Origin of the sequence: Nocardia vaccinii NBRC 15922 (assembly GCF_001613305.1) — a bacterium.
Lineage (GTDB): Bacteria > Actinomycetota > Actinomycetes > Mycobacteriales > Mycobacteriaceae > Nocardia > Nocardia vaccinii.
The window spans coordinates 1-19,227 of the sequence record NZ_BDCC01000040.1; the positions used below are offsets into that span (position 1 = coordinate 1).

Sequence of the window (19,227 nt, forward strand, 5' to 3'; positions counted from 1 at the left end):
CATGAACGGTCGGGCGCGGAGGCGGCAGCGGAGTGTAGCCACGGAGCGCCTCGTTCATGCCGGAAATGGATACGGCATGAACGGTCGGGCGCGGAGGCGGCAGCGGAGTGTAGCCGCGGATTGCCTCGTTCATGCTCGAAAGGACACAGTGTGACGGCCACCGACGCCATGGTGCACGAGAACGATACGACACGTCGGGGTACCGCCGACGCGCCGTGGCGGATCGGCACTCGCGGCAGCCTGCTGGCGCTGACCCAGGCCGGAACCATCCGGGACGCGCTGATCGCGGGCGGGCAGCAGGCCGAACTCGTCGTGGTGAAGACCGCCGGGGACAAATCCTCGGAACCGGTGGAGAAGATCGGCGTCGGGGTGTTCACCGCCGCGCTGCGCAACGAACTCGCCCTCGGCACCGTCGATATCGCGGTGCACTCCTACAAGGATCTACCCACCGCGCCGGACCCGCGCTTCGTCATCGCCGCCATTCCGCCGCGCGAGGATCCGCGCGATGCGCTGATCGCCCGTGACGGTCTGGTCCTGGGCGAGCTACCCGTCGGTTCGCGGATCGGCACGTCCGCCGCGCGCCGGGCCGCACAGCTGCGCGCGCTCGGTCTCGGCCTCGAGATCCTGCCGCTGCGCGGCAATATCGACACCAGAATCCGTAAGGTCGCCGACGGCGAACTCGACGCGGTCGTGATCGCGCGGGCCGGCGTCGCCCGCATCGACCGCCTCGACGAGATCACCGAATCGCTCGAGCCGGTGCAGATGTTGCCCGCCCCGGCGCAGGGCGCGCTCGCGGTCGAGTGCCGCGCCGACGATCCGGATCTCGTGACCATCCTTTCCGCCCTGGACGATGCGGGCACCCGCGCCGCGATCGAGGCCGAGCGGGCTTTGCTGGCCGCACTGGAGGCCGGGTGCACCGCCCCGATCGGCGCGTTGGCCGAGGTCGTCGAATCGCTCGACGACGACGGCCGGGTGGTCGAGGAATTGTCGCTGCGCGGTTGCGTGGCGGCGATCGACGGCTCGGACGTGCTCCGGGCATCGGTGGTCGGTTCGCCCGGCGAGGCCGGGGAACTCGGCCGCGCGCTGGCCCGCGAGCTGGTCGAGCTGGGCGCGCGCGAGCTGCTCGGCGCCGACCGCGAGGGCGGCACAGACTTTCACCCATCCCAGCCCAATGGAGAACGATAAATGAGCCGAGCCACTAAGAAGCATCCTGGTCGGATTCTCTTTGTCGGGTCCGGCCCCGGTGACCCGGCGCTGCTGACCGTTCGGGCCCGTGAGGTGCTCGACCGGGCGACGCTGGCGTTCACCGACCCCGATGTGGACAAGGGTGTGCTCGCCCTGATCGGTGTCGCGGTGGAGCCGAACCCGGACGGGGAACGCCCGGTCGACGTGCGTCCGGCACTGGGCGAACCCGCCGAGGTGGCAAAGACCCTGGTCGCGGAGGCGCGCAACGGTCACGACGTGGTGCGGCTGGTCTCCGGTGACCCGCTGACCACCGATTCGGTGATCGCCGAAGTCAACGCCGTCACCCGCTCGCACATGGTGTTCGAGGTGCTGCCCGGTCTGCCGTCCGGTTCGACGGTGCCCGCCTACGCGGGCATCGCGTTGGGCTCGAGTCATACCGAGGTCGATGTGCGCGGCGAGGTGGACTGGGCCTCCGTCGCGGCCGCGCCCGGCCCGCTGGTGCTGCACGCGACGTCCGGGCATCTGGCCGAGACGGCCAGCGCCCTCACCGAGCACGGCCTCGCGGCGCAGACCCCGGTCGCGGTGACCGTGCGCGGCACGACCCGCCAGCAGCGGACCATCGAGGCCACCCTGGCCACGTTGAACAGCGCCGCCTCGGAGCTGGTCGGGCCGCTGGTGGTCACGGTCGGCAAAGAGGTCGAGAAGCGTTCGAAGATGTCCTGGTGGGAGTCGCGTTCGCTGTACGGCTGGACGGTTCTGGTGCCGCGCACCAAGGAACAGGCCGGTGAGATGAGTGAGAAGCTCGTCACGCACGGCGCCATCCCGATGGAGGTGCCGACCATCGCGGTCGAGCCGCCGCGCAGCCCCGCGCAGATGGAACGCGCGGTCAAGGGCCTGGTCGACGGCCGTTATCAGTGGGTGGTGTTCACCTCCACGAATGCGGTGCGCGCGGTGTGGGAGAAGTTCGCCGAATTCGGTCTGGACGCGCGGGCGTTCTCCGGGGTGAAGATCGCCTGCGTCGGCGAGGCCACCGCGGAGCGGGTGCGTTCGTTCGGCATCAACCCGGAACTGGTGCCCAGCGGTGAGCAGTCCTCGGAAGGCCTGCTGGCCGACTTCCCGCCCTACGACGACGTTTTCGACCCGGTCAACCGGGTGTTGCTGCCGCGTGCGGACATCGCGACCGAAACCCTCGCCGAGGGGCTGCGCGACCGCGGCTGGGAGATCGACGACGTCACCGCCTATCGCACGGTGCGCGCCTCGCCGCCGCCCGCGGAGACCCGCGAGATGATCAAGACCGGTGGTTTCGACGCGGTCCTGTTCACCTCCTCCTCCACGGTGCGGAACCTGGTCGGCATCGCGGGCAAACCGCACGCCCGCACGATCGTCGCCTGCATCGGCCCCAAGACCGCCGAGACCGCCATCGAATTCGGCCTGCGCGTGGACGTGCAACCCGAACTCGCCCAGGTCGGTCCCCTGGTCGAGGCCCTCGCCGAACACGCCGCCCACCTCCGCGCCGAGGGCCTGCTACCCCCGCCGCGCAAGAAGAGCCGCCGCGGGCGGGCTTGAGGCTGTATTTCGGCCTCCGCTTCGCTCCGGCGTGTTCGCGGCCCCTGAGGTCTCGCCGGTCGGCCCGTGTCGGGTACTCGTTCCTCGCACCCACCACGCGTCCGAGCGGCGAGACGGGCCGCGGAGTGTGTTGGATTGCCTCCGCTGCGCTCCGGCTGTTCGCGGCCCCTTCGGGTCTCACCGCTCGGCCCCGCGTCGGGTACTCGTTCCTCGCACCCGCCACGCGTCCGAGCGGCGAGACGGGCCGCGAACCTGTGTGTGGTTCCTCCGCTTCTCGGTGGTCGGCTGCTCGCGCCCCTCTCGAGCTTCGGGCCGGGTACCGGGGTCGGTGTGGTCGAGGCTGCTCGGATCGGATGTGCCGGTGTGTCTGTCCGGTGTCGAATAGGCTGTGCCTCAGCATGATTCGCCTCTGCCGTGGTGGTTGAGGTGAATCGCGCCGAGGGCGCGCGGTATCGGCGCTCGTTCCGCGTGCTCGGTGAGTGTTCGGGATGCGGGCGCGGTGGCTCAGCGGTGGTTGCGCATGAGGTCTCGGACCAGGCGGCAGGTTTTGTCCGAGGGTGGGCGAATACCTACGAGATCGGCTGTGTGGCGGATCTTTTCGTTATCGGCGAGGTCGGCTCGGTAGACGCCGGAATCCAGCAGGGCGATGGCCAGGCGCATCGCCTTGAGCCGGCGATTGTGGGTGACATACCAGGAGCGCGGGCGGCCGGCGGGCAGGCGGCGCTTGACCAGCGGAGCGTACGGCTGGTCGATGCTGATCGGTGAATTTGTGGCCACGAGACCCTCCCCGTCGGTGGTGGAAACGAATGATCGAGGGCTCGAAAGCTCTCGAACACACCTTCGATTATAGCGCTGGGCACCGACAAGAATCGCCGGTCGCGTTGTGCGGCCGGCGATTTCCGTTGCGCTGGGTCAACGACCGAGGACACCGTCCAGCCAGTCGAAGGCGCGCTGGTGGACCAGGGCCGTCGCACCCTCGTGTCAGTGTTCGCCGAGCTGCGGTGGTCGATTCCGCCGGCGGCGCGCTACTCCCATCGACCGGACGGATGCGGATCGTCGCCGGCCGCATCGGGGCGGTGCGGCGCGGCGAACGAGTGGCCGGCGGCCACCTATCCGATCATCGAGACGGACGCGCACAGGCAGGGTCTCCCCGGGGCGGCGAAGGGCGCCGGCCGCGGCGTTCGGGTCCGGTGACTTCGATCTGTCGTCCGGCGGCGGTCGCCGCACGGGTGCGGTTCGGGCGCGAGTGTGTGTGATCGGTCATAGTCGCGAACGTATGACGCCCGCGGATGGTCGAGTACATGGGCCCGGAGTCCGGGCGCGGTGGCCGTGCGCGGATCGGATGGTTGTGTGCACGCCCGGTGTTGCTGGATGAATGCCTGGTCACGGGGTGACGACGGTCGTCGCGCGGGGCGGCGATCCGGTGCGGAGGCGGTGCGGCACAGGCCCGGACCGGGGCGTATCGTGCGGTTCATGACCGGAATGGACCGCCCGCGGCGGTTGCGTCGTACCCCTGCTCTACGGCGTCTAGTTGCCGAAACCACACTGGAACCAAGGCATTTGGTGCTACCCATGTTCGTCGCCGATGGGCTCGACGAACCGCGCGAGATCGGCTCGATGCCGGGCGTGTATCAGCATTCGATGGATTCACTGCGCAAGGCGGCCGTCGAGGCGGTCACCGCCGGGGTCGGCGGGCTGATGCTGTTCGGAGTGCCGCGTCCGGAGGACAAGGACGCGGACGGCAGCCTCGCCAGCGACCCCGAGGGCATCCTGAACCGCGGCCTGCGCGCGCTGTCCGAGGAGGTCGGCGACGCGACGGTGGTCATGGCCGACACCTGCCTGGACGAATTCACCGATCACGGCCACTGCGGCGTGCTGTCCGCGGGCGGCGCGGTCGACAACGACGCGACCCTCGATCGCTACGTCGATATGGCGTTGGCCCAGGCCGAGGCGGGCGCGGATCTGCTCGGCACCAGCGGCATGATGGACGGCCAGGTCGGCGCGATCCGCGACGCACTGGACGAGGCCGGTCGCATAGATACCGGCATCCTGGCCTACGCCGCGAAGTACGCCTCCGCCTTCTACGGCCCGTTCCGCGAGGCGGTCTGCTCCTCGTTGCAGGGCGATCGCCGCACCTACCAACAGGATTCGGCCAACCGCCGCGAGGCGATCCGCGAACTGGAACTGGACCTGGCCGAGGGCGCGGATCTGGTGATGGTCAAGCCCGCCATGTCCTACCTGGACATACTCCGCGATGTCGCCGACCGTTCCACCGTGCCGGTGGCCGCGTACCAGATCTCCGGTGAGTACGCGATGATCACCGCCGCCGCCGCGAACGGCTGGATCGACCGTCGCGGCGCGATCCTGGAATCGCTGATGGGTATCCGGCGAGCGGGTGCGGATATCGTCCTCACCTACTGGGCGACCGAAGTCGCGCACTGGCTGTCGCACGGGAGGGATATCGCGGCCCGGCCCGGGGCGACCGGGGTCGCGCATCGGCTGTCGTGAATCCGTGGACTCCGCCGGCCCCGCCGGCTCCTGATCGGCCGATGCCCGACGACGTCCGTACCGCGTCCCAATTATGGTGGGGCGCGGTAATTTTGGGTGTGGTGCGGCTGTTCGCCGGGACGTGGACGCGGTTCGAGCATCGGCATACGATCGCCCGGAACATCTACGACCAGTTGCGCACCCAGGAACCGCAGACCCCGATGGCGACCTACGACCTGATGGTCACCGTGTTGATCGTGCTCGGCGTGGTGTTCGGGCTGGCGCTCGCCGCCGCGGCGCTGGCCGTGGTGCATCAGCTGCGTCGCGGGAAAGCGTGGGCGCGCACGCTGTTCGACGTGGCGGCCGTAGTCCTGGTGATCGGCGGGGTGAACTCGATGTTCGGCCTCGGGGCGATCTCCGGCACCGGTGAGATGCTCGCCGGTGCCGCGGCCATCCTGCAGGCCGTGCTGGCCGCCGGTGCCGTATTCCTTTGCCACCGAACCGAATCCAACGCCTACTTCGCCGTGAACAGCGGTCGGCCGCCACGGTGAGTTTGTTACCGGTGCGGCAACATGTATGGTGAGGGTTGTCACAGAGGACCTGGGAACCGGATGTCGTGGGTCGTGCGTTCCGCATCGGATCGTGCGAGGCGTTCCGGAGAAGCGGAGGCAATGATGCGAGTGGTGATTCAGCAGCCGCAGAGCCTTCGGCGAGACGTGCTGATGATGAGCCTGGTTCTCGTTCTCGGTCTGCTCACTCTGGCCGTTCTGTTGCTGCCCGGTATGGTCGGCTGAATCGCTTCGCCGCATCCGGAGAATCACGCGGGCGGGCGAGACAGCCTGGAGGTTTCCGTGACCGATACCCGAGCCCCGGCCGACGTGCGGTTCGCCGAGCCCGGTGCGCGTTGGCGCGCCGTCGCATACGGTCCGCTGATCTGCCTGATCGTGTTGATTCTGGAACTGGCGCTGGGCCACGGCCCGGTGCATTGGTTCGGTCTGGCCTTCTGCGCGATACTGCTCGCCGGATTCGTCTCGTTGCAGGTCGTCGCGGGAAAGCGGCACGTCAGCGTGGAACTCACCGGCACCTCGCTGCGTGAGGGCGCCGAGACGCTGGAACTGGAGCGGATCGCCGCGGTCCTTCCCGAGCCCGACGAGGAGTCCTGGGAGGACGAGGACTGGCAGTCCGCGCGTGCCCTCGGCGAGCTGGCCGGGGTGCCGCGGCGTCGCAAGGGCATCGGACTGAAGTTGCGCGACGGCGGTCTGGTGCAGGCGTGGGCGCGCGATCACCGAGGTCTGCGCGAGCAGCTCACCGCGGCGGTCGAGGGACTCCGCACAGGTGGCGGCTCCGAGCAGAGCGGTTCCGACGCCGATATCGCCGGACGTGACGCCGGCTCCGGCGAGAACGCCGCGCTCGAAGGCGTCGGCGACAGCCACGAAGGCGCCCGTGACGGCGGGGAGGACGTTCGATGACGCACCGGTTGTGGCCCGCCCTGGACGTGGTCGTACTGGTTCTCTGCCTCGCCGCGATCGTGCCGACCTGGCATGCCGGAATCGAGTCGATCTCGTTCGCCGCGTCCGGCGATCTGCCCGCCTTCGAGGCGACCCGCTACAGCGGGCCCTGGCTCGGCCTGGCCGCGCTGCTGGCCGCGGTGGCCGGATTGGCCCTGATCGATCTGGTCGCGCGGGCTGTCGATCGATATCGCCGGGCCTGACCGGCCGGTACCGCGGATCGCGGCCAACTTTCAGCAATCGGTGCCAACCCGACGATCGGTGCGGACACTGGAGGTATGTCCCGCACGTCCCCCGTGCAGCGCAGAGTCGTGGTGATGCTGGCCATCGCCGTCATCGGGCTGGCCACCGTTGCCCTGGACGTGGTGACGGCGATGGATGCCGGTCCGGCTCCGGAACCGGTGACCCGCTCACGTCTGGTCGACGGCCTTCCGGGCCCGGTGGGTTGCCTGGTGACGACCGGATTCTCGCTGTCGTGTCTGCGGCCCTCGCACTGGTAGAGGGTCAGTTCCAGTGCTCGTAGATGTCGAGCACGCGGGGGCCGTGTGTGCCGGGGGCGTCCAGGAAGATGACCACGTTCCCGTTCGGGTGCGCGGCCGATTCGAGCAGCAGTTCGCGCGGTGAGGCGTGCACGCCGCCGTGCGGGTCGCGGTAGAGCCGGCTGCCCGGATGCAGACCCGCGCCCATGCGATTCAGCGGGACGACCTTGCCGACCAGCGCCGGCAGCGGACCGTCCGCCAGGGCCGCGGTCTCGGAGTGCGACAGGCTGATCCCGATGCGCCCCTGATCGGGCTGGGCGACGATCTCACCCGCCGAGGCCGCGGTCGCTGCGCAGGTCAGTGCGGTACCCGCGAGTGCGGTGAGGGTGGCGCCGACGATCAAGGTTCGCATGCATCTCTCCCGGGCGGATTGCGGATGATGGACAGAGGGTACGCAGTAGCAATCTGTGAGCGACCGAATTCGCCTCGAACGGCGTTCCGGCGTGTTGCGTCGAATCCGGACATAGGGTGTGGGGTGGCTCACCCCACTACACCCTGTCGTCGACCGGTGCGGGCCGGGCTGCGACACTGGAGGCCGTGAGTTCTTCTCCGGCCTCCGCGCGCCTGTTCGATCGCGCCGCTGCGATCATTCCCGGCGGCGTGAATTCGCCTGTGCGAGCGTTTCATTCGGTCGGCGGTACGCCGCGGTTCATCACCTCCGCGCGTGGGTGCACGCTTACCGACGCCGACGGCGCCGAATATGTGGACCTGGTGTGTTCCTGGGGGCCGATGATTCTCGGCCACGCGCATCCGGCCGTCGTCGAGGCGGTGCGGAAGGTCGCGGTCGACGGACTGTCCTTCGGTGCGCCGACCGAGGCGGAGATCGAACTGGCCGAGGAGATCGCCGCGCGGGTCGAACCCGTGGAACGGGTGCGGCTGGTCAACTCCGGCACCGAGGCCACCATGAGCGCGGTGCGGCTGGCCCGCGGCTTCACCGGCCGCAGCAAGATCATCAAATTCGCCGGGTGTTATCACGGACATGTCGACGCGCTGCTGGCCGACGCGGGTTCGGGCGTCGCGACGCTCGGCCTGCCGACCTCGCCCGGCGTCACCGGTGCGCAGGCGGCCGACACGATCGTGCTGCCCTACAACGATCTGGACGCGGTGGGCGCCGCATTCGCCGCGCATCCCGGCCAGATCGCCTGCGTCATCACCGAGGCCGCGGCGGGCAATATGGGCACGGTCGCCCCGCAGCCGGGCTACAACGCGGGCCTGCGGCGGCTGACCTCCGAGAACGGCGCCCTGCTGATCATGGACGAGGTGATGACCGGATTCCGGGTGAGCCGGTCCGGATGGTTCGGGCGCGACGGCGTCGCGGGCGATCTGTACACCTTCGGCAAGGTGATGAGTGGCGGCCTGCCCGCGGCGGCGTTCGGCGGCCGCGCCGAGGTGATGAACCGGCTCGCCCCGATGGGACCCGTCTATCAGGCCGGGACGTTGTCGGGCAACCCCGTCGCGGTGGCGGCCGGACTGGCCTCGCTGCGCGCGGCCGACGCGGAGGTCTACGCCGCACTCGATCGCAACGCCGAACAACTCGGCAAGCTGGTCAGCGGCGCACTCGATACGGCGGGGCTCGCTCATCAGGTGCAATTCGCGGGCAATATGGTGAGCGTGTTCTTCGCCGACCACCCGGTTACCGACTACGCCGCCGCGAAGGCCAGCCAGACCTGGCGTTTCCCGGCGTTCTTCCACGCTCTGCTCGATCGCGGCGTCTACGCGCCGCCGAGTCCGTTCGAGACGTGGTTCGTCTCCGCCGCGCTCGACGAGGACGCATTCGACCGCATCGCCGCCGCCCTGCCCGCCGCCGCTGCGGCCGCGGCGGCTGCCACACCCGAAGGATCCGACGCGTGAACGAGCGCACCGAGCCAGCCGACGAGACGACATCCGACACACCGCAGGACATCACGTTCGATGCGGCCGCGGACCTCACCCCCGACGAGCACTCCGAACTACCCGACGGCGTCGCGGACACGGAGACGATCGTGCACGTGATGCGGCACGGCGAGGTGCACAACCCCAAGGGCATCCTCTACGGCCGCCTACCCGGCTTCGGTCTGTCGGTGACCGGCCGGTCCCAGGCCGCGGCGGTCGGCCGCGCGCTCGCCGATCACGACATCACCCTGGTGGTGGCCTCCCCGCTGCAACGCGCACAGGAGACCGCCGGTGCGATCGCCGCGTCGCACGAACTGATCGTGCGCACCGACGACAACCTCATCGAGGCGGGCAATACCTTCGAAGGTCTGCGCGTCGCGGTCGGCGACGGCGCACTGCGCAAGCCCCGGCACTGGTGGAAGCTGCGCGACCCGTTCACGCCGTCCTGGGGTGAGCCGTATCTGCAGATCGCGCACCGCATGCTGGCCGCGGTGAACAAGGCCCGTGTGGAGGCCGCCGGTCACGAGGCCCTCGTGGTCTCCCATCAGCTCCCGGTGTGGACCCTGCGCCGTTTCCTCGAAGGTAAACGCCTCTGGCACGACCCCCGCAACCGCCAGTGCTCCCTCGCTTCTCTGACATCCCTTGTCTACCAAGGGGATACGTTGATCGACATTGTCTATTCCGAACCCGCGGGGGCGTCGGATCCGCGGGTGACCGGGGCGTGAACGGCTCGGCATCCGGCAGAACCGGCGGGCGCGGTGCCCGGCCCGGCGGTGTTCGCGCGCGGCGCCACGGCCTCGTCGCGCCGGACGCGGTGCAGGAAGAGTCCGATGCCCGAGCGCACCCCGCTGTACCTGGTATTACCGGACGATTCGGCGGTGATCGTCTTTTCCGTGGCTCCGGCGGGCGTCGTGGGTTCGCCCGTCCTGGTGTGGTTCCCGCATTCGAGCGCCGAGATGAGCGTTGTGCGACCGAGCTCTCGGCTGAAAGGCGGGCGTCCGGTCCTTTCGGCGAGCGTCGTATGCCGGCTGGTTCCGGTGAGCGCCGCTCGGATGAGCGCTGTGTCCCGGCCCGTTTCGGTGCGGTGCGACACGGGGGATGGTTCGGTGCGCGTCGCGTGCTGGCTGAGTGCAGGCCGGTGCGGATCGTGGTGCCGGTATTGGTCGCCTGCGTTGCGCTGGTGGCTGCGCTCGCCGGATGTTCGACCGGTAGCGATGCGGTGGCGCAGGGCGGGACGTTCCAGTTCGTATCGCCCGGGGGGAAGACCGATATCTACTACGACCCGGCCGCCGAGCGCGGGACGATCGGGAAGCTGTCGGGTCCGAATCTGCTGACGAACCAGACCGTTTCGGTGAATGATTTCCCGAATCAGGTTGTGGTGCTGAATGTCTGGGGGCAATGGTGTGGGCCCTGCCGGGCCGAGGCGCCCGAACTGGAGAAGGTCTACGAACAGTCGAAGGCGCGCGGGGTCGCGTTCCTGGGGATCAATGTGCGCGATCCGGAGCAGGACAAAGCGCAGGATTTCGTCGACACCAACCACATCCGGTATCCGTCGATCTACGATCCGGAATTCCGTAGTCTGCTGGCCCTGGGCGGAAAGTTCCCGACCAGCGTCATCCCCACCACGCTGGTGCTGGACCGCCACCATCGAGTGGCGGCGGTTTTCCTGCGTTCGCTGCTCGCTGCCGATCTGCAGCCGGTGGTCGATCGTCTCGCCGCGGAGAGTGCGTAGTGAGAGGTGAGGGTGGCGCCGGGCTTTCGTGGTTCACGCGGCGTTGTGCGCGCACGTGCTGCCCGGCCGCGCTGGGTCGGTCGACATGCGGGTGAGTGTGCTCGCGTCGGTCGGGGATTCGTTCCAGCAGACCGCCGCATCCGGTCCGTTGCTGCTGGCCCTGGGGGCATGTCTGCTCGCAGGGCTGGTGTCGTTCGCCTCACCGTGCGTGGTGCCGCTGGTGCCGGGATATCTGTCCTACCTGGCCGGGCTGGTGGGTGCGGAAGCCCCGCCGGTGACCGTGGCCCAGGCCCGGGAGAGCAAGCGCCCGGATACCGTGACCCTCGACAAGGCCGGGCGGATGCGCGTGGCGGGGGCGGCGGGACTGTTCGTCGCGGGATTCACCGTCGTATTCGTGCTGGCCTCGGCGACGGTGTTCGGCCTCATCCAGACCCTGAACGTGAATCGTGAACTGCTGCAACGCCTCGGCGGCGTGGTCACCGTCGTGATGGGGCTGGTGTTCCTGGGTCTGGTCCCGGCGTTGCAGCGGGACACCCGGATGCATCCGCGGCGATTGACCGGTTTGGTCGGCGCACCGCTGCTCGGCGCGGTGTTCGCGCTCGGCTGGACGCCCTGTCTCGGGCCGACGCTGTCCGGGGTGATGGCCGTATCCGCCGGGACCGAAGGGACCACCGCCGTGCGCGGGGTGGTGCTGATCGTGGCGTACTGCCTGGGCCTGGGGCTGCCGTTCGTGATCCTGGCCTTCGGGTCGGCCAGCGCGTTGCGCGGGGTCGGCTGGCTGCGCCGCCATTCGCGCACCATTCAGGTGATCGGCGGCATTCTGCTCGTCGCCGTCGGTATCGCGCTGGTGACCGGTATGTGGGACCAATTCGTGGGGTGGGTCCGCAATATGTTCGTCTCCCGAGTGACTCTCCCGATCTGACTATGACTGCAACCATGACGGCCTCCGAGGCCCCCGCCCGTCCCCCTCGGCAATCGCCGCTGCGCAGGGTTCTGGCTTTCATCCGCAACACCTGGCGCGGGCTGACCAGTATGCGCACCGCGCTGATGCTGCTGTTCCTGCTGGCGCTCGCGGCGATTCCGGGCGCACTGCTGCCGCAGCGCAGCCTCAACGCGCAGAAGGTCGACAAATACATCGCCGACCGCCCCACCCTCGGACATCTGATGGACCGGGTGCAGCTGTTCGACGTGTTCTCCAGTTTCTGGTTCACGGCGATCTACGCGCTGCTGTTCATCTCGCTGATCGGCTGCATCGTGCCGCGGGTGTTCGACCACTACAAGGCGCTGCGCACGCCGCCGGTCGCCGCGCCACGCCGGCTGTCCCGGCTGCCGCACCACTATTCGACCGAGGTCGAGCAGAACCCGGAAGATGTTGTCGCCCAGGCGCGTAAGCAGCTGCGCGGCTGGCGGGTGATCGAGCGTTCGGCCGACGGCGCGATCGCGCTCTCGGCGGAGAAGGGGTATTTCCGCGAGTTCGGCAATCTGGTCTTCCATCTGGCGCTGGTCGGTCTGCTGGTGGCGATCGCGGTCGGCAAGATGTTCGGCTACGAGGGCAATGTCATCGTCATCGCCGACGGCGGTCCCGGATTCTGCACGAGTTCGATCTCGGCGTTCGATTCCTTCCGCGCGGGCAATCTCATCGACGGCACCGGGCTGACCCCGCTGTGCGTGCGGGTCAAGGATTTCCGGGCCGACTATCTGCCCAGCGGCGAGGCGCAGATGTTCACCGCGGACATCTCGTATCAGACCGCGCAGAATTTCGCCGACGACACCTGGCGCGATACGACCGTGCAGGTGAACCATCCGCTGCGCGTCGAGGGCGACCGGGTGTATGTGCAGGGCCACGGTTACGCGCCGACGTTCACCGTCACCTATCCGAACGGGCAGACCCGCACGCAGACGGTGCAGTGGGAGCCGACGGGTGGTGCGACGTTCCTGTCCAGCGGCGTGATGCGGTTCGATCCGCCCGGCGGGATGTATTCGTCGGAGGCGGAGAACCGCAAGCACCAGATCGCCATCGAGGGTCTGTTCGCGCCGACCGCCTTCATGCACGGAACGCTGTTGAGCTCGTCGTATCCGGCGTTGACCGATCCGGCCGTGGCCGTCGACATCTATCGCGGTGAGACGGGGTTGGACACCGGGCGCAGCCAGTCGGTGTTCTCGCTGGATCCGGAGATGATCAGACAGGGTCGGCTGGTCAAGCAGACGCGAGTGAATCTGAAGCCCGGTGAGTCCTCGACGCTTTCCGACGGGACGAAGGTGCGGTTCGACGGGGCGAAGCAGTGGGCGAATCTGCAGGTCTCGCATGATCCCGCGCAGCAGTGGGTGCTGGTGTGCGCGATCACGATGATGGCCGGACTGCTGGTTTCGCTGTTGGTCAAGCGCCGCCGCATCTGGTTGCGTGCGTATCCCGCCGGTGAGCGGGACCCGGGGGAGACTCCGGACGACAAACGACGTACCGTAGTAGAAATGGGCGGTCTGGCCCGTACCGACCAGGCCGGGTGGGGCGGTGAGTTCGACCGCCTGCGTGTTCGCCTGCTGGGCGGGCCGCCGACCGAGAGTACGGGAGAGAAGTAATGCCGATCGACGAGAACATCGCCTCCTACAGCGATCTCGCGTTCAAGTCGGCGATCGTGGTGTACGTGCTGGTCTTCGTGATGCTGCTGGTGCAGTACGCCATGGCCTACACCCGCAAGGCCGAGCAGCGCGAACTCGTTGCGGTGGGCGCGAATCCGGCCGGAACGCCGCAGGGGCCGGGACGGATCACCGAGCCCGCGGGCAAACCGGCGTCGGAGCGGATCGGCAATATGGCCTTCGCCGTGCTGCACGTCGCGCTCGGCTTGCACATCATCTCGATCGTGTTGCGCGGCTTCGCGACCCATCGTTTCCCGCTCGGCAACATGTACGAGTTCGTGACGATGGCGACCGGTGCGGCCGTCGCACTGGGCGTGGTGCTGCTGCGGCACGAACGCTATCGCGGGATGTGGGCGTTCCTGCTGGTTCCCGTGCTGATCCTGATGTTCCTGGCCGGGACGGTGCTGTATGCCGATGCGGCGCCGGTGGTTCCGGCGCTCAAGTCCTACTGGCTGCCCATCCACGTGACGGTCGTCAGCATCGGCAGCGGCGTCTTCCTGGTCGCGGGCATGTCGAGCCTGCTGTTCCTGCTGCGCCTGGTCCAGCCCGCGGGCGAGGAATCCGACAACATCCTCGGCGCGATCGCCCGCCGTCTCCCCGACGCTCGCTCCCTGGACCGCCTCGCCTACCGCACCACCATCATCGGCTTCCCGATCTTCGGCACCGGCATCATCCTCGGCGCCATCTGGGCCGAATCCGCCTGGGGCCGTTTCTGGGGCTGGGACCCCAAGGAAACCGTCTCCTTCATCGCCTGGGTCATCTACGCCGCCTACCTCCACGCCCGAGCCACCTCGGGCTGGCGGGAAACCAAGGCCGCCTGGATCAACCTCGCCGGGTTCGTCGCGATGTTGTTCAATCTGTTCATCATCAACATCGTGGTGAGTGGGTTGCACTCGTACGCGGGGTTGAACTAGGGCAACGCCTGTATTGGACGGCCTGGCGCTGATCAGTGGCGGACCCGAATTCGCTTGCGTTCATCGATAGGGTCGACACATGGAGGGACAGCCGCATATCGTGCCGCTGAGCCGGGGCGACGCTGGTGAGATCCTTACGCTGCAACGAGCCGCCTACGTCAGCGAGGCGCAGGCTCACGCGGACCTGACTCTTGCGCCGCTGACTCAGACGCTCTCGCAACTCCTGGACGAACTGGGTTCTCCTGCGGTGCTCGCCTTCGGCATTCGCGACCATGCTCGCTTGGTCGCCGCCGTTCGGGTGATGATCGAGGACTCGGTCGGCCATCTCGGGCGGCTCGTGGTGGCCCCCGACCGTCAAGGTAACGGTTTCGGTTCCGCGCTGCTGCGGGCTGTCGAAACCCTCGTCCCGAGGACGGTCACCGAGATGCGGCTGTTCACCGGTGAGAAAAGCCATGCCAATCTGCGCCTGTACAAGAGGTTCGGGTACAGCGAGGTGCGGCGAAGCAGCGCAGGCGATTACGACCTCGTTCATCTGGCCAAATCTCTTTCCTCCGGTCGATCATTGTCGCGTTGAGCAGTGCGGCCCGCATCGGGCTCTGATGAGCTTCCCACCCATCAGTGCAGCGATCGGCAGACTCTCGCAGTGGGGCGTGACGGTGCTGTCCGAGGGAGTGCCGCACGAACCGAAGGCGGGCGGCGCAGCGCGCCGTCGGTTTCCCTGGGAAGCGGCCTGGCGCGCGCTGCTCGATCATCCCCGGCGCAGCGTGCCGAGGTAGTCGCGGCGGGACCGAGAGAGAACTGCACCTGTTCGTTGAGGTCGTCCAGCGCCGGCCTCGCGGGCTGCCGAGGACGTCGGCGGTGCTACCGGACACGATTGGCGTGGTGACCCGCCACCGTGGCGGCGAACTCGGCGCCGGCCGGCGCAGCGCAGATCGAGATCCCGCTGTTTTCGTCTTCTGCCCTTCAGCGGCTTGACCGGACGGCAGCGGTTGTGGGCAGAGCACCAGATGAAAATTAAGTTAGCCTCACCTAATGATTGGTGTAGAGTTGTCCGAGTAGTTGCTGTGCGGAGCGTCGAATGTGATGGCAGGACGGCAGGTGCGGCGCGAGTGGTCCGCTGTGAACGGCTGGTCAACCGAGCCGTGACTCCGCAGTGGATACCGCCGCCTGCGGGTGGCCGAGACGACAGGAACACACCGATGCCAGGAACGCCGATGACGAGGCCGTTGCCGTTCGACGAGCGCGGTTCCGCGCAGATGCCCGGCCACTGGCTGCTCGCCCGGCTCGGCAAGCGCATCCTTCGACCTGGTGGCAGGGAACTGACCGAACGCATGCTCGACGACGCCGATCTGCGCGGCGCGGATGTCGTCGAACTCGCCCCCGGCCTGGGCAAGACCGCCACCGCCATCCTGCGTCGCGGTCCGGCCAGCTACCGCGGCGTCGAAGCCGATTCCGCCGCAGCGGCTCTGAGCGCGGATGTCGTCGGTGCCGCAGGTGTCATCACCCGGGGCGATGCCGGGGCCACCGGCCTCGACGCGGGTTCCGCTGACGCCGTGATCGGAGAAGCGTTGCTCACCATGCAAACCGACGCACACAAGGCCGAGATCGTCGCGGAGGCATTCCGGGTGCTGCGCCCCGGCGGCCGCTACGCCATTCACGAACTTGCCCTGCGACCCGACGACCTGGACGACTACACCAAGACCGTGATCCGCAAGGAACTGGCACGATCCATCAAGGTCAACGCCCGCCCGCTCACCCGGACCGAGTGGGCCGATCTGCTCACCGCCGCAGGATTCGAGGTTCGCGCAGTAGAATTCGCCCCTATGGCGCTGCTGCAGCTCCGCCGCATGGTAGCCGACGAAGGACTGTTCGGCACCGCCCGTATCGTCCGCAACATCCTGCGCGACCGCGCTGCCCGGCAGCGAGTCCTCGCCATGCGCACCACCTTCAACACTCACCGCCGCCGAATGACCGCCATCGAAATCGTCGCAAGGAAGCCACTGTGACCGCCGCTGCCACACCCATCGCCGTCGACACCGCCGCGTGGCACCCGCGCGACGGCGCTGCCCCCAACGCGCAGCGGCTCCTGAGCGGTCCGGGCCTGACCCTGGTGAGCTTCAGTTTCCGCCAGGGCCAGATCCTCGACGAGCACCGCGCGCCGGGCCCCATCCTCATCCACTGCCTCAGTGGAGCCATCGAACTCGACATCACCACCGACACCGGGACCGAATCTCATCGTCTCGAACCAGGAACCGTTGTCCACGTCGCCGCCCGTGCTCCGCACCGCCTCGCCGCGCAGCTGGACTCGGTCGTGCACGTCACCCTGCACCGCAACGTCGAGAGCGCCGGCTGACAACTTCACCGGCCTGCGGAAACGATCAGCGGCACAGGGCGTCTCGCCAACGAACGTAGTCGGACGCTGCTGCACCGCGGGCACGACCAGGTACCGCCGCCCGCAATGTCGACCACGGCCAAGCTGTAGTGCTCGCCGAATGGTTCGAAGGGAATGGACGGACCGGCGTGAGATCGAGTGTCGAACGGTCGGTTACCACGATTCGATCAGCGGTGCACCGTGCTGCTGCCGCTGCCACTCCTCGGTGAGGCGGCCGAGTCGGTCCCGGGCGGCTATGCCACGCACACCTGCGATTTTGTCGCCACGGAGCTCCAGGATCAACACGCCCACGACACGGTCGTCGAGCACGGCGAGCATGGCCGGACAGCCGTTGACCACCTCGGCGTGGATCGAGGGCGAACCGCCGGCGAGTCGCCGTTTGGCCGGAGACGGTCTGAAGCCGGTCCGTACCGCGCCGGCGATCCGCTCCGGAGTCGCGTACCGGATCAGCTTCGCGGCCAGCCCCAGCCCCGCGCCGTCCGAGATGCCCGTCGCGTCCTCGGTCAGCAGCGCTACCAGCCGTTCGGTACGGCCCGAGGCGGCGGCATCGACGAACGCCTCGACGATTCGACGCGCGGAGGTATGGTCGATGCCGGTCGCGTGGCCGGCGGCGCCGATTCGACGCCGGGCTCGGTGGATGTGTTGCTGGCTTGCGGACTCGGTGATGCCGAGAATGTCCGCTATCTCGGCGTGGCTGTACGAAAAGGCTTCGCGCAGTACGTAAACGGCCCGTTCCACCGGCGACAGATGCTCCATGAGGGTCAGCACCGCCAGGGTCACCGATTCGCGCTGCTCGACGGTCTCGGCCGGGCCCAGCATCGGGTCGCCGTCGAGGAGCGGTTCGGGCATCCAGGCGCCGACCGCCCGCTCGCGCCGTACCGTCGCCGAACGGAGCCGGTCGAGCGCCAGGTTGGTGACGATCTTGGTCAGCCACGCCTCGGGCACCTCGACATATTCCTGGTCGGCGGCCTGCCACCGCAGGAACGCGTCCTGCACCGTGTCCTCGGCATCGGCGGCCGAGCCGAGCAGACGGTAGGCGAGCGAGGCCAACCGATTCCGGCTGGCCTCGAAACGCGCCACGGTGGCAGTCTCCATGAGCGCGACCCTATGCGATGGCCACGTCGAGCGTGTGCTCCCGTGGGTTCGCCAACCGGTATCTGTGACTCGGCTTTCCGAAGGTCGGGCGGCTGACGGCCCAGCCGCTGGTTGCGACGATCGCCGTTTTGACTCGCGCCGCCGACCGGCCACACAGTGCTCCGGGCTTCGAGCGAGCGTCATCGTCGACCAGCTGGAAGATCGCGTCCTTGCGTCCGAGGCTGATGTGGTTGCCGTAATACATCAGTGCGCGCGTTTCGACCTTGCGCCCGGTCCGGTCCCCGATGATCGCGGCCACCGCCTGCAGACCGGTGTAGCCCGCCGAAGCGCAGGACATCGGCATCGGCTTGCCGTTGTCGCCGATGACGAAGGCGCTGTCACCGGCAACGTAGACATCCGGGTGCGAGACCGACCGCATGTGGCGGTCCACAGTGATCTGTCCGTTGGGTTCCACCTCCAAGCCGCTGGCGGCAGCGATCGGGTGGACGACGAAGCCGGCGGCCCACACGGTCGCGTCGGAGGCGAGAACGGTGCCGCCGGTGGCGATCGCGGCCGCCTCCTCAACGCGCTCGATGGTGGTGTGCTCATGGACCGTGATGCCGAACCGGTCGAAGGCACGCTGTAGGTGACGGCGAGCCTTCGTGCCCAGCCAGCCGCCCAGTTCGCCGCTGGTGGCGAGGCTGACCCGGAGTCCTGGATGGGCCTCGGCGATCTCGGTGGCGGCCTCGATTGCGGTCAGGTTGCCGCCGACCACCAGCACAACTCCCTCTTCGCCCAGCTCATCAAGGCGTGCGCGCAGGCGCAGCGCGGGCGTCCGCGCGGCCACGTGAAAGGCATGCTCATGGACACCCGGAACGCCGTGGTCGGCGGCGGTGCTGCCGAGCGCGCAGAGGAGGGTGTCGTATTCGAGCCGGTCGATGCTCGCGCCGTCCGCGACTGTGACAGTCCGATGCTCGACGTCGACGTCGGTTACTCGCGCCACGCGTAGCCGAATGCCGGTGCCCGCGAATACTTCCGCCAGCGGCCGGTGCGGTAGCTCACGCCCGGCGGCGAGCTGATGCAGGCGCAACCGCTCCACGAAATCCGCCTCGGCATTGACGACGGTGACCTCGAAGTCGTCGGGGTGCAGTTGGCGGGCCAGGTATCCGGCGGAGAAGGCTCCGGCGTATCCAGCCCCGAGGACGACGATGCGGTGCTTCATGGTTCGCTCCTGTCTGGTTCGCGTGCTTCCTGAACGAGACAGCCTTCGAACTCCTGACAGCATCAAGCGGTGATGTAGATCACCACTGAGGCCGGCATTGAC

Annotated in this window: 20 protein-coding genes and 1 pseudogene; 17 read left to right on the forward strand and 4 right to left on the reverse strand. The window is 68.4% G+C overall.

The window, feature by feature from the left end; genetic code table 11:
- The first annotated feature begins 168 nt into the window (after positions 1 to 168).
- Together hemC and NV1_RS25675 are read left to right on the forward strand one after the other, a co-directional pair.
- Positions 169 to 1,185, forward strand: coding sequence for a hydroxymethylbilane synthase (gene hemC, locus NV1_RS25670; protein WP_067896584.1), 1,017 nt, complete (start codon positions 169 to 171; stop codon positions 1,183 to 1,185).
- Positions 1,186 to 2,751: a bifunctional uroporphyrinogen-III C-methyltransferase/uroporphyrinogen-III synthase gene (locus NV1_RS25675; protein WP_067896469.1), complete on the forward strand. Its 1,566-nt coding sequence runs from the start codon at positions 1,186 to 1,188 to the stop codon at positions 2,749 to 2,751. It abuts the gene before it with no gap.
- Positions 2,752 to 3,255: 504 nt separating this feature from the next.
- Here NV1_RS25675 and NV1_RS25680 read toward each other — a convergent pair.
- On the reverse strand, positions 3,256 to 3,528 hold the full coding sequence (locus NV1_RS25680; RefSeq protein ID WP_067896473.1) for a hypothetical protein: 273 nt from the start codon (positions 3,526 to 3,528) through the stop codon (positions 3,256 to 3,258).
- Between the two features lie 696 nt (positions 3,529 to 4,224).
- Between NV1_RS25680 and hemB the strand changes: the two are divergent.
- The 5 genes and pseudogenes from hemB to NV1_RS25710 all read left to right on the forward strand — a co-directional run.
- Positions 4,225 to 5,196, forward strand: a pseudogene (gene hemB / locus NV1_RS25690) (porphobilinogen synthase); the annotation flags it as partial.
- Positions 5,197 to 5,300: 104 nt separating this feature from the next.
- Complete coding sequence (locus NV1_RS25695; protein ID WP_067896479.1) at positions 5,301 to 5,789, forward strand: hypothetical protein; 489 nt, start codon at positions 5,301 to 5,303, stop codon at positions 5,787 to 5,789.
- Between the two features lie 300 nt (positions 5,790 to 6,089).
- Positions 6,090 to 6,707, forward strand: coding sequence for a transport-regulating membrane protein Mce1N (mce1N, locus tag NV1_RS25700; protein WP_245713921.1), 618 nt, complete (start codon positions 6,090 to 6,092; stop codon positions 6,705 to 6,707).
- On the forward strand, positions 6,704 to 6,949 hold the full coding sequence (locus NV1_RS25705) for a hypothetical protein (protein ID WP_157117363.1): 246 nt from the start codon (positions 6,704 to 6,706) through the stop codon (positions 6,947 to 6,949). Before mce1N ends, NV1_RS25705 begins: the two co-directional genes overlap by 4 nt.
- A 75-nt stretch (positions 6,950 to 7,024) precedes the next feature.
- Positions 7,025 to 7,246: a hypothetical protein gene (locus NV1_RS25710; RefSeq protein WP_067896486.1), complete on the forward strand. Its 222-nt coding sequence runs from the start codon at positions 7,025 to 7,027 to the stop codon at positions 7,244 to 7,246.
- A 4-nt stretch (positions 7,247 to 7,250) separates the two neighbouring features.
- On the opposite strand, the gene NV1_RS25715 is transcribed toward NV1_RS25710, so the two are convergent.
- Positions 7,251 to 7,637: a hypothetical protein gene (locus NV1_RS25715; RefSeq protein ID WP_067896489.1), complete on the reverse strand. Its 387-nt coding sequence runs from the start codon at positions 7,635 to 7,637 to the stop codon at positions 7,251 to 7,253.
- Positions 7,638 to 7,813: 176 nt separating this feature from the next.
- Here NV1_RS25715 and hemL point away from each other — a divergent pair, with 176 nt between their 5' ends.
- The 10 genes from hemL to NV1_RS25765 all read left to right on the forward strand — a co-directional run bounded on the left by hemL (position 7,814) and on the right by NV1_RS25765 (position 16,790).
- A complete protein-coding gene (gene hemL / locus NV1_RS25720) occupies positions 7,814 to 9,136 on the forward strand; it encodes a glutamate-1-semialdehyde 2,1-aminomutase (RefSeq protein WP_157117366.1) in 1,323 nt (440 codons plus the stop codon).
- A 140-nt stretch (positions 9,137 to 9,276) separates the two neighbouring features.
- Complete coding sequence (locus NV1_RS25725) at positions 9,277 to 9,882, forward strand: histidine phosphatase family protein (RefSeq protein WP_084525775.1); 606 nt, start codon at positions 9,277 to 9,279, stop codon at positions 9,880 to 9,882.
- A 296-nt stretch (positions 9,883 to 10,178) separates the two neighbouring features.
- Complete coding sequence (locus tag NV1_RS25735; protein WP_084525770.1) at positions 10,179 to 10,889, forward strand: TlpA disulfide reductase family protein; 711 nt, start codon at positions 10,179 to 10,181, stop codon at positions 10,887 to 10,889.
- Positions 10,890 to 10,974: 85 nt separating this feature from the next.
- Complete coding sequence (locus NV1_RS25740; RefSeq protein WP_067896498.1) at positions 10,975 to 11,811, forward strand: cytochrome c biogenesis CcdA family protein; 837 nt, start codon at positions 10,975 to 10,977, stop codon at positions 11,809 to 11,811.
- Positions 11,812 to 11,813: 2 nt separating this feature from the next.
- Complete coding sequence (gene resB / locus NV1_RS25745) at positions 11,814 to 13,466, forward strand: cytochrome c biogenesis protein ResB (RefSeq protein WP_067896500.1); 1,653 nt, start codon at positions 11,814 to 11,816, stop codon at positions 13,464 to 13,466.
- Entirely contained in the window at positions 13,466 to 14,437 is a 972-nt protein-coding gene (ccsB, locus tag NV1_RS25750; RefSeq protein ID WP_067896503.1) for a c-type cytochrome biogenesis protein CcsB, read from the forward strand. Before resB ends, ccsB begins: the two co-directional genes overlap by 1 nt.
- 79 nt (positions 14,438 to 14,516) lie before the next feature.
- Positions 14,517 to 15,011 (forward strand): GNAT family N-acetyltransferase, encoded by a 495-nt coding sequence (locus NV1_RS25755; protein WP_067896506.1) that lies wholly within the window; start codon positions 14,517 to 14,519, stop codon positions 15,009 to 15,011.
- A 25-nt stretch (positions 15,012 to 15,036) separates the two neighbouring features.
- Positions 15,037 to 15,213: a hypothetical protein gene (locus tag NV1_RS43815; protein WP_157117364.1), complete on the forward strand. Its 177-nt coding sequence runs from the start codon at positions 15,037 to 15,039 to the stop codon at positions 15,211 to 15,213.
- Positions 15,214 to 15,651: 438 nt separating this feature from the next.
- The gene (locus tag NV1_RS25760; protein WP_067896508.1) at positions 15,652 to 16,443 is read left to right on the forward strand and encodes a class I SAM-dependent methyltransferase; all 792 of its coding nucleotides are present in this window, start codon (positions 15,652 to 15,654) and stop codon (positions 16,441 to 16,443) included.
- The gene (locus NV1_RS25765; protein ID WP_067896511.1) at positions 16,440 to 16,790 is read left to right on the forward strand and encodes a cupin domain-containing protein; all 351 of its coding nucleotides are present in this window, start codon (positions 16,440 to 16,442) and stop codon (positions 16,788 to 16,790) included. Before NV1_RS25760 ends, NV1_RS25765 begins: the two co-directional genes overlap by 4 nt.
- 192 nt (positions 16,791 to 16,982) lie before the next feature.
- Here NV1_RS25765 and NV1_RS25770 read toward each other — a convergent pair whose 3' ends face one another.
- Both NV1_RS25770 and NV1_RS25775 read right to left on the reverse strand, forming a co-directional pair.
- Positions 16,983 to 17,924: a sigma-70 family RNA polymerase sigma factor gene (locus NV1_RS25770; RefSeq protein ID WP_067896514.1), complete on the reverse strand. Its 942-nt coding sequence runs from the start codon at positions 17,922 to 17,924 to the stop codon at positions 16,983 to 16,985.
- A 10-nt stretch (positions 17,925 to 17,934) separates the two neighbouring features.
- Positions 17,935 to 19,125, reverse strand: a complete 1,191-nt coding sequence (locus tag NV1_RS25775; protein WP_067896518.1) for an NAD(P)/FAD-dependent oxidoreductase — start codon at positions 19,123 to 19,125, stop codon at positions 17,935 to 17,937.
- Positions 19,126 to 19,227: the final 102 nt, after the last annotated feature.

What these genes read in the sequence shown, in the direction of transcription:
- NV1_RS25775 (WP_067896518.1), bottom strand. Translation starts at nt 19,125, where the DNA reads ATGAAGCACCGCATCGTCGTCCTCGGGGCTGGATACGCCGGAGCCTTC.
- NV1_RS25675 (WP_067896469.1), top strand. Translation starts at nt 1,186, where the DNA reads ATGAGCCGAGCCACTAAGAAGCATCCTGGTCGGATTCTCTTTGTCGGG.
- NV1_RS25740 (WP_067896498.1), top strand. Translation starts at nt 10,975, where the DNA reads ATGCGGGTGAGTGTGCTCGCGTCGGTCGGGGATTCGTTCCAGCAGACC.
- NV1_RS25725 (WP_084525775.1), top strand. Translation starts at nt 9,277, where the DNA reads ATGCGGCACGGCGAGGTGCACAACCCCAAGGGCATCCTCTACGGCCGC.
- NV1_RS43815 (WP_157117364.1), top strand. Translation starts at nt 15,037, where the DNA reads ATGAGCTTCCCACCCATCAGTGCAGCGATCGGCAGACTCTCGCAGTGG.
- NV1_RS25715 (WP_067896489.1), bottom strand. Translation starts at nt 7,637, where the DNA reads ATGCGAACCTTGATCGTCGGCGCCACCCTCACCGCACTCGCGGGTACC.
- hemC (WP_067896584.1), top strand. Translation starts at nt 169, where the DNA reads ATGGTGCACGAGAACGATACGACACGTCGGGGTACCGCCGACGCGCCG.
- NV1_RS25760 (WP_067896508.1), top strand. Translation starts at nt 15,652, where the DNA reads ATGACGAGGCCGTTGCCGTTCGACGAGCGCGGTTCCGCGCAGATGCCC.
- NV1_RS25735 (WP_084525770.1), top strand. Translation starts at nt 10,179, where the DNA reads ATGCCGGCTGGTTCCGGTGAGCGCCGCTCGGATGAGCGCTGTGTCCCG.
- ccsB (WP_067896503.1), top strand. Translation starts at nt 13,466, where the DNA reads ATGCCGATCGACGAGAACATCGCCTCCTACAGCGATCTCGCGTTCAAG.
- NV1_RS25695 (WP_067896479.1), top strand. Translation starts at nt 5,301, where the DNA reads ATGCCCGACGACGTCCGTACCGCGTCCCAATTATGGTGGGGCGCGGTA.
- NV1_RS25710 (WP_067896486.1), top strand. Translation starts at nt 7,025, where the DNA reads ATGTCCCGCACGTCCCCCGTGCAGCGCAGAGTCGTGGTGATGCTGGCC.
- NV1_RS25770 (WP_067896514.1), bottom strand. Translation starts at nt 17,924, where the DNA reads ATGGAGACTGCCACCGTGGCGCGTTTCGAGGCCAGCCGGAATCGGTTG.
- NV1_RS25705 (WP_157117363.1), top strand. Translation starts at nt 6,704, where the DNA reads ATGACGCACCGGTTGTGGCCCGCCCTGGACGTGGTCGTACTGGTTCTC.
- resB (WP_067896500.1), top strand. Translation starts at nt 11,814, where the DNA reads ATGACTGCAACCATGACGGCCTCCGAGGCCCCCGCCCGTCCCCCTCGG.
- NV1_RS25755 (WP_067896506.1), top strand. Translation starts at nt 14,517, where the DNA reads ATGGAGGGACAGCCGCATATCGTGCCGCTGAGCCGGGGCGACGCTGGT.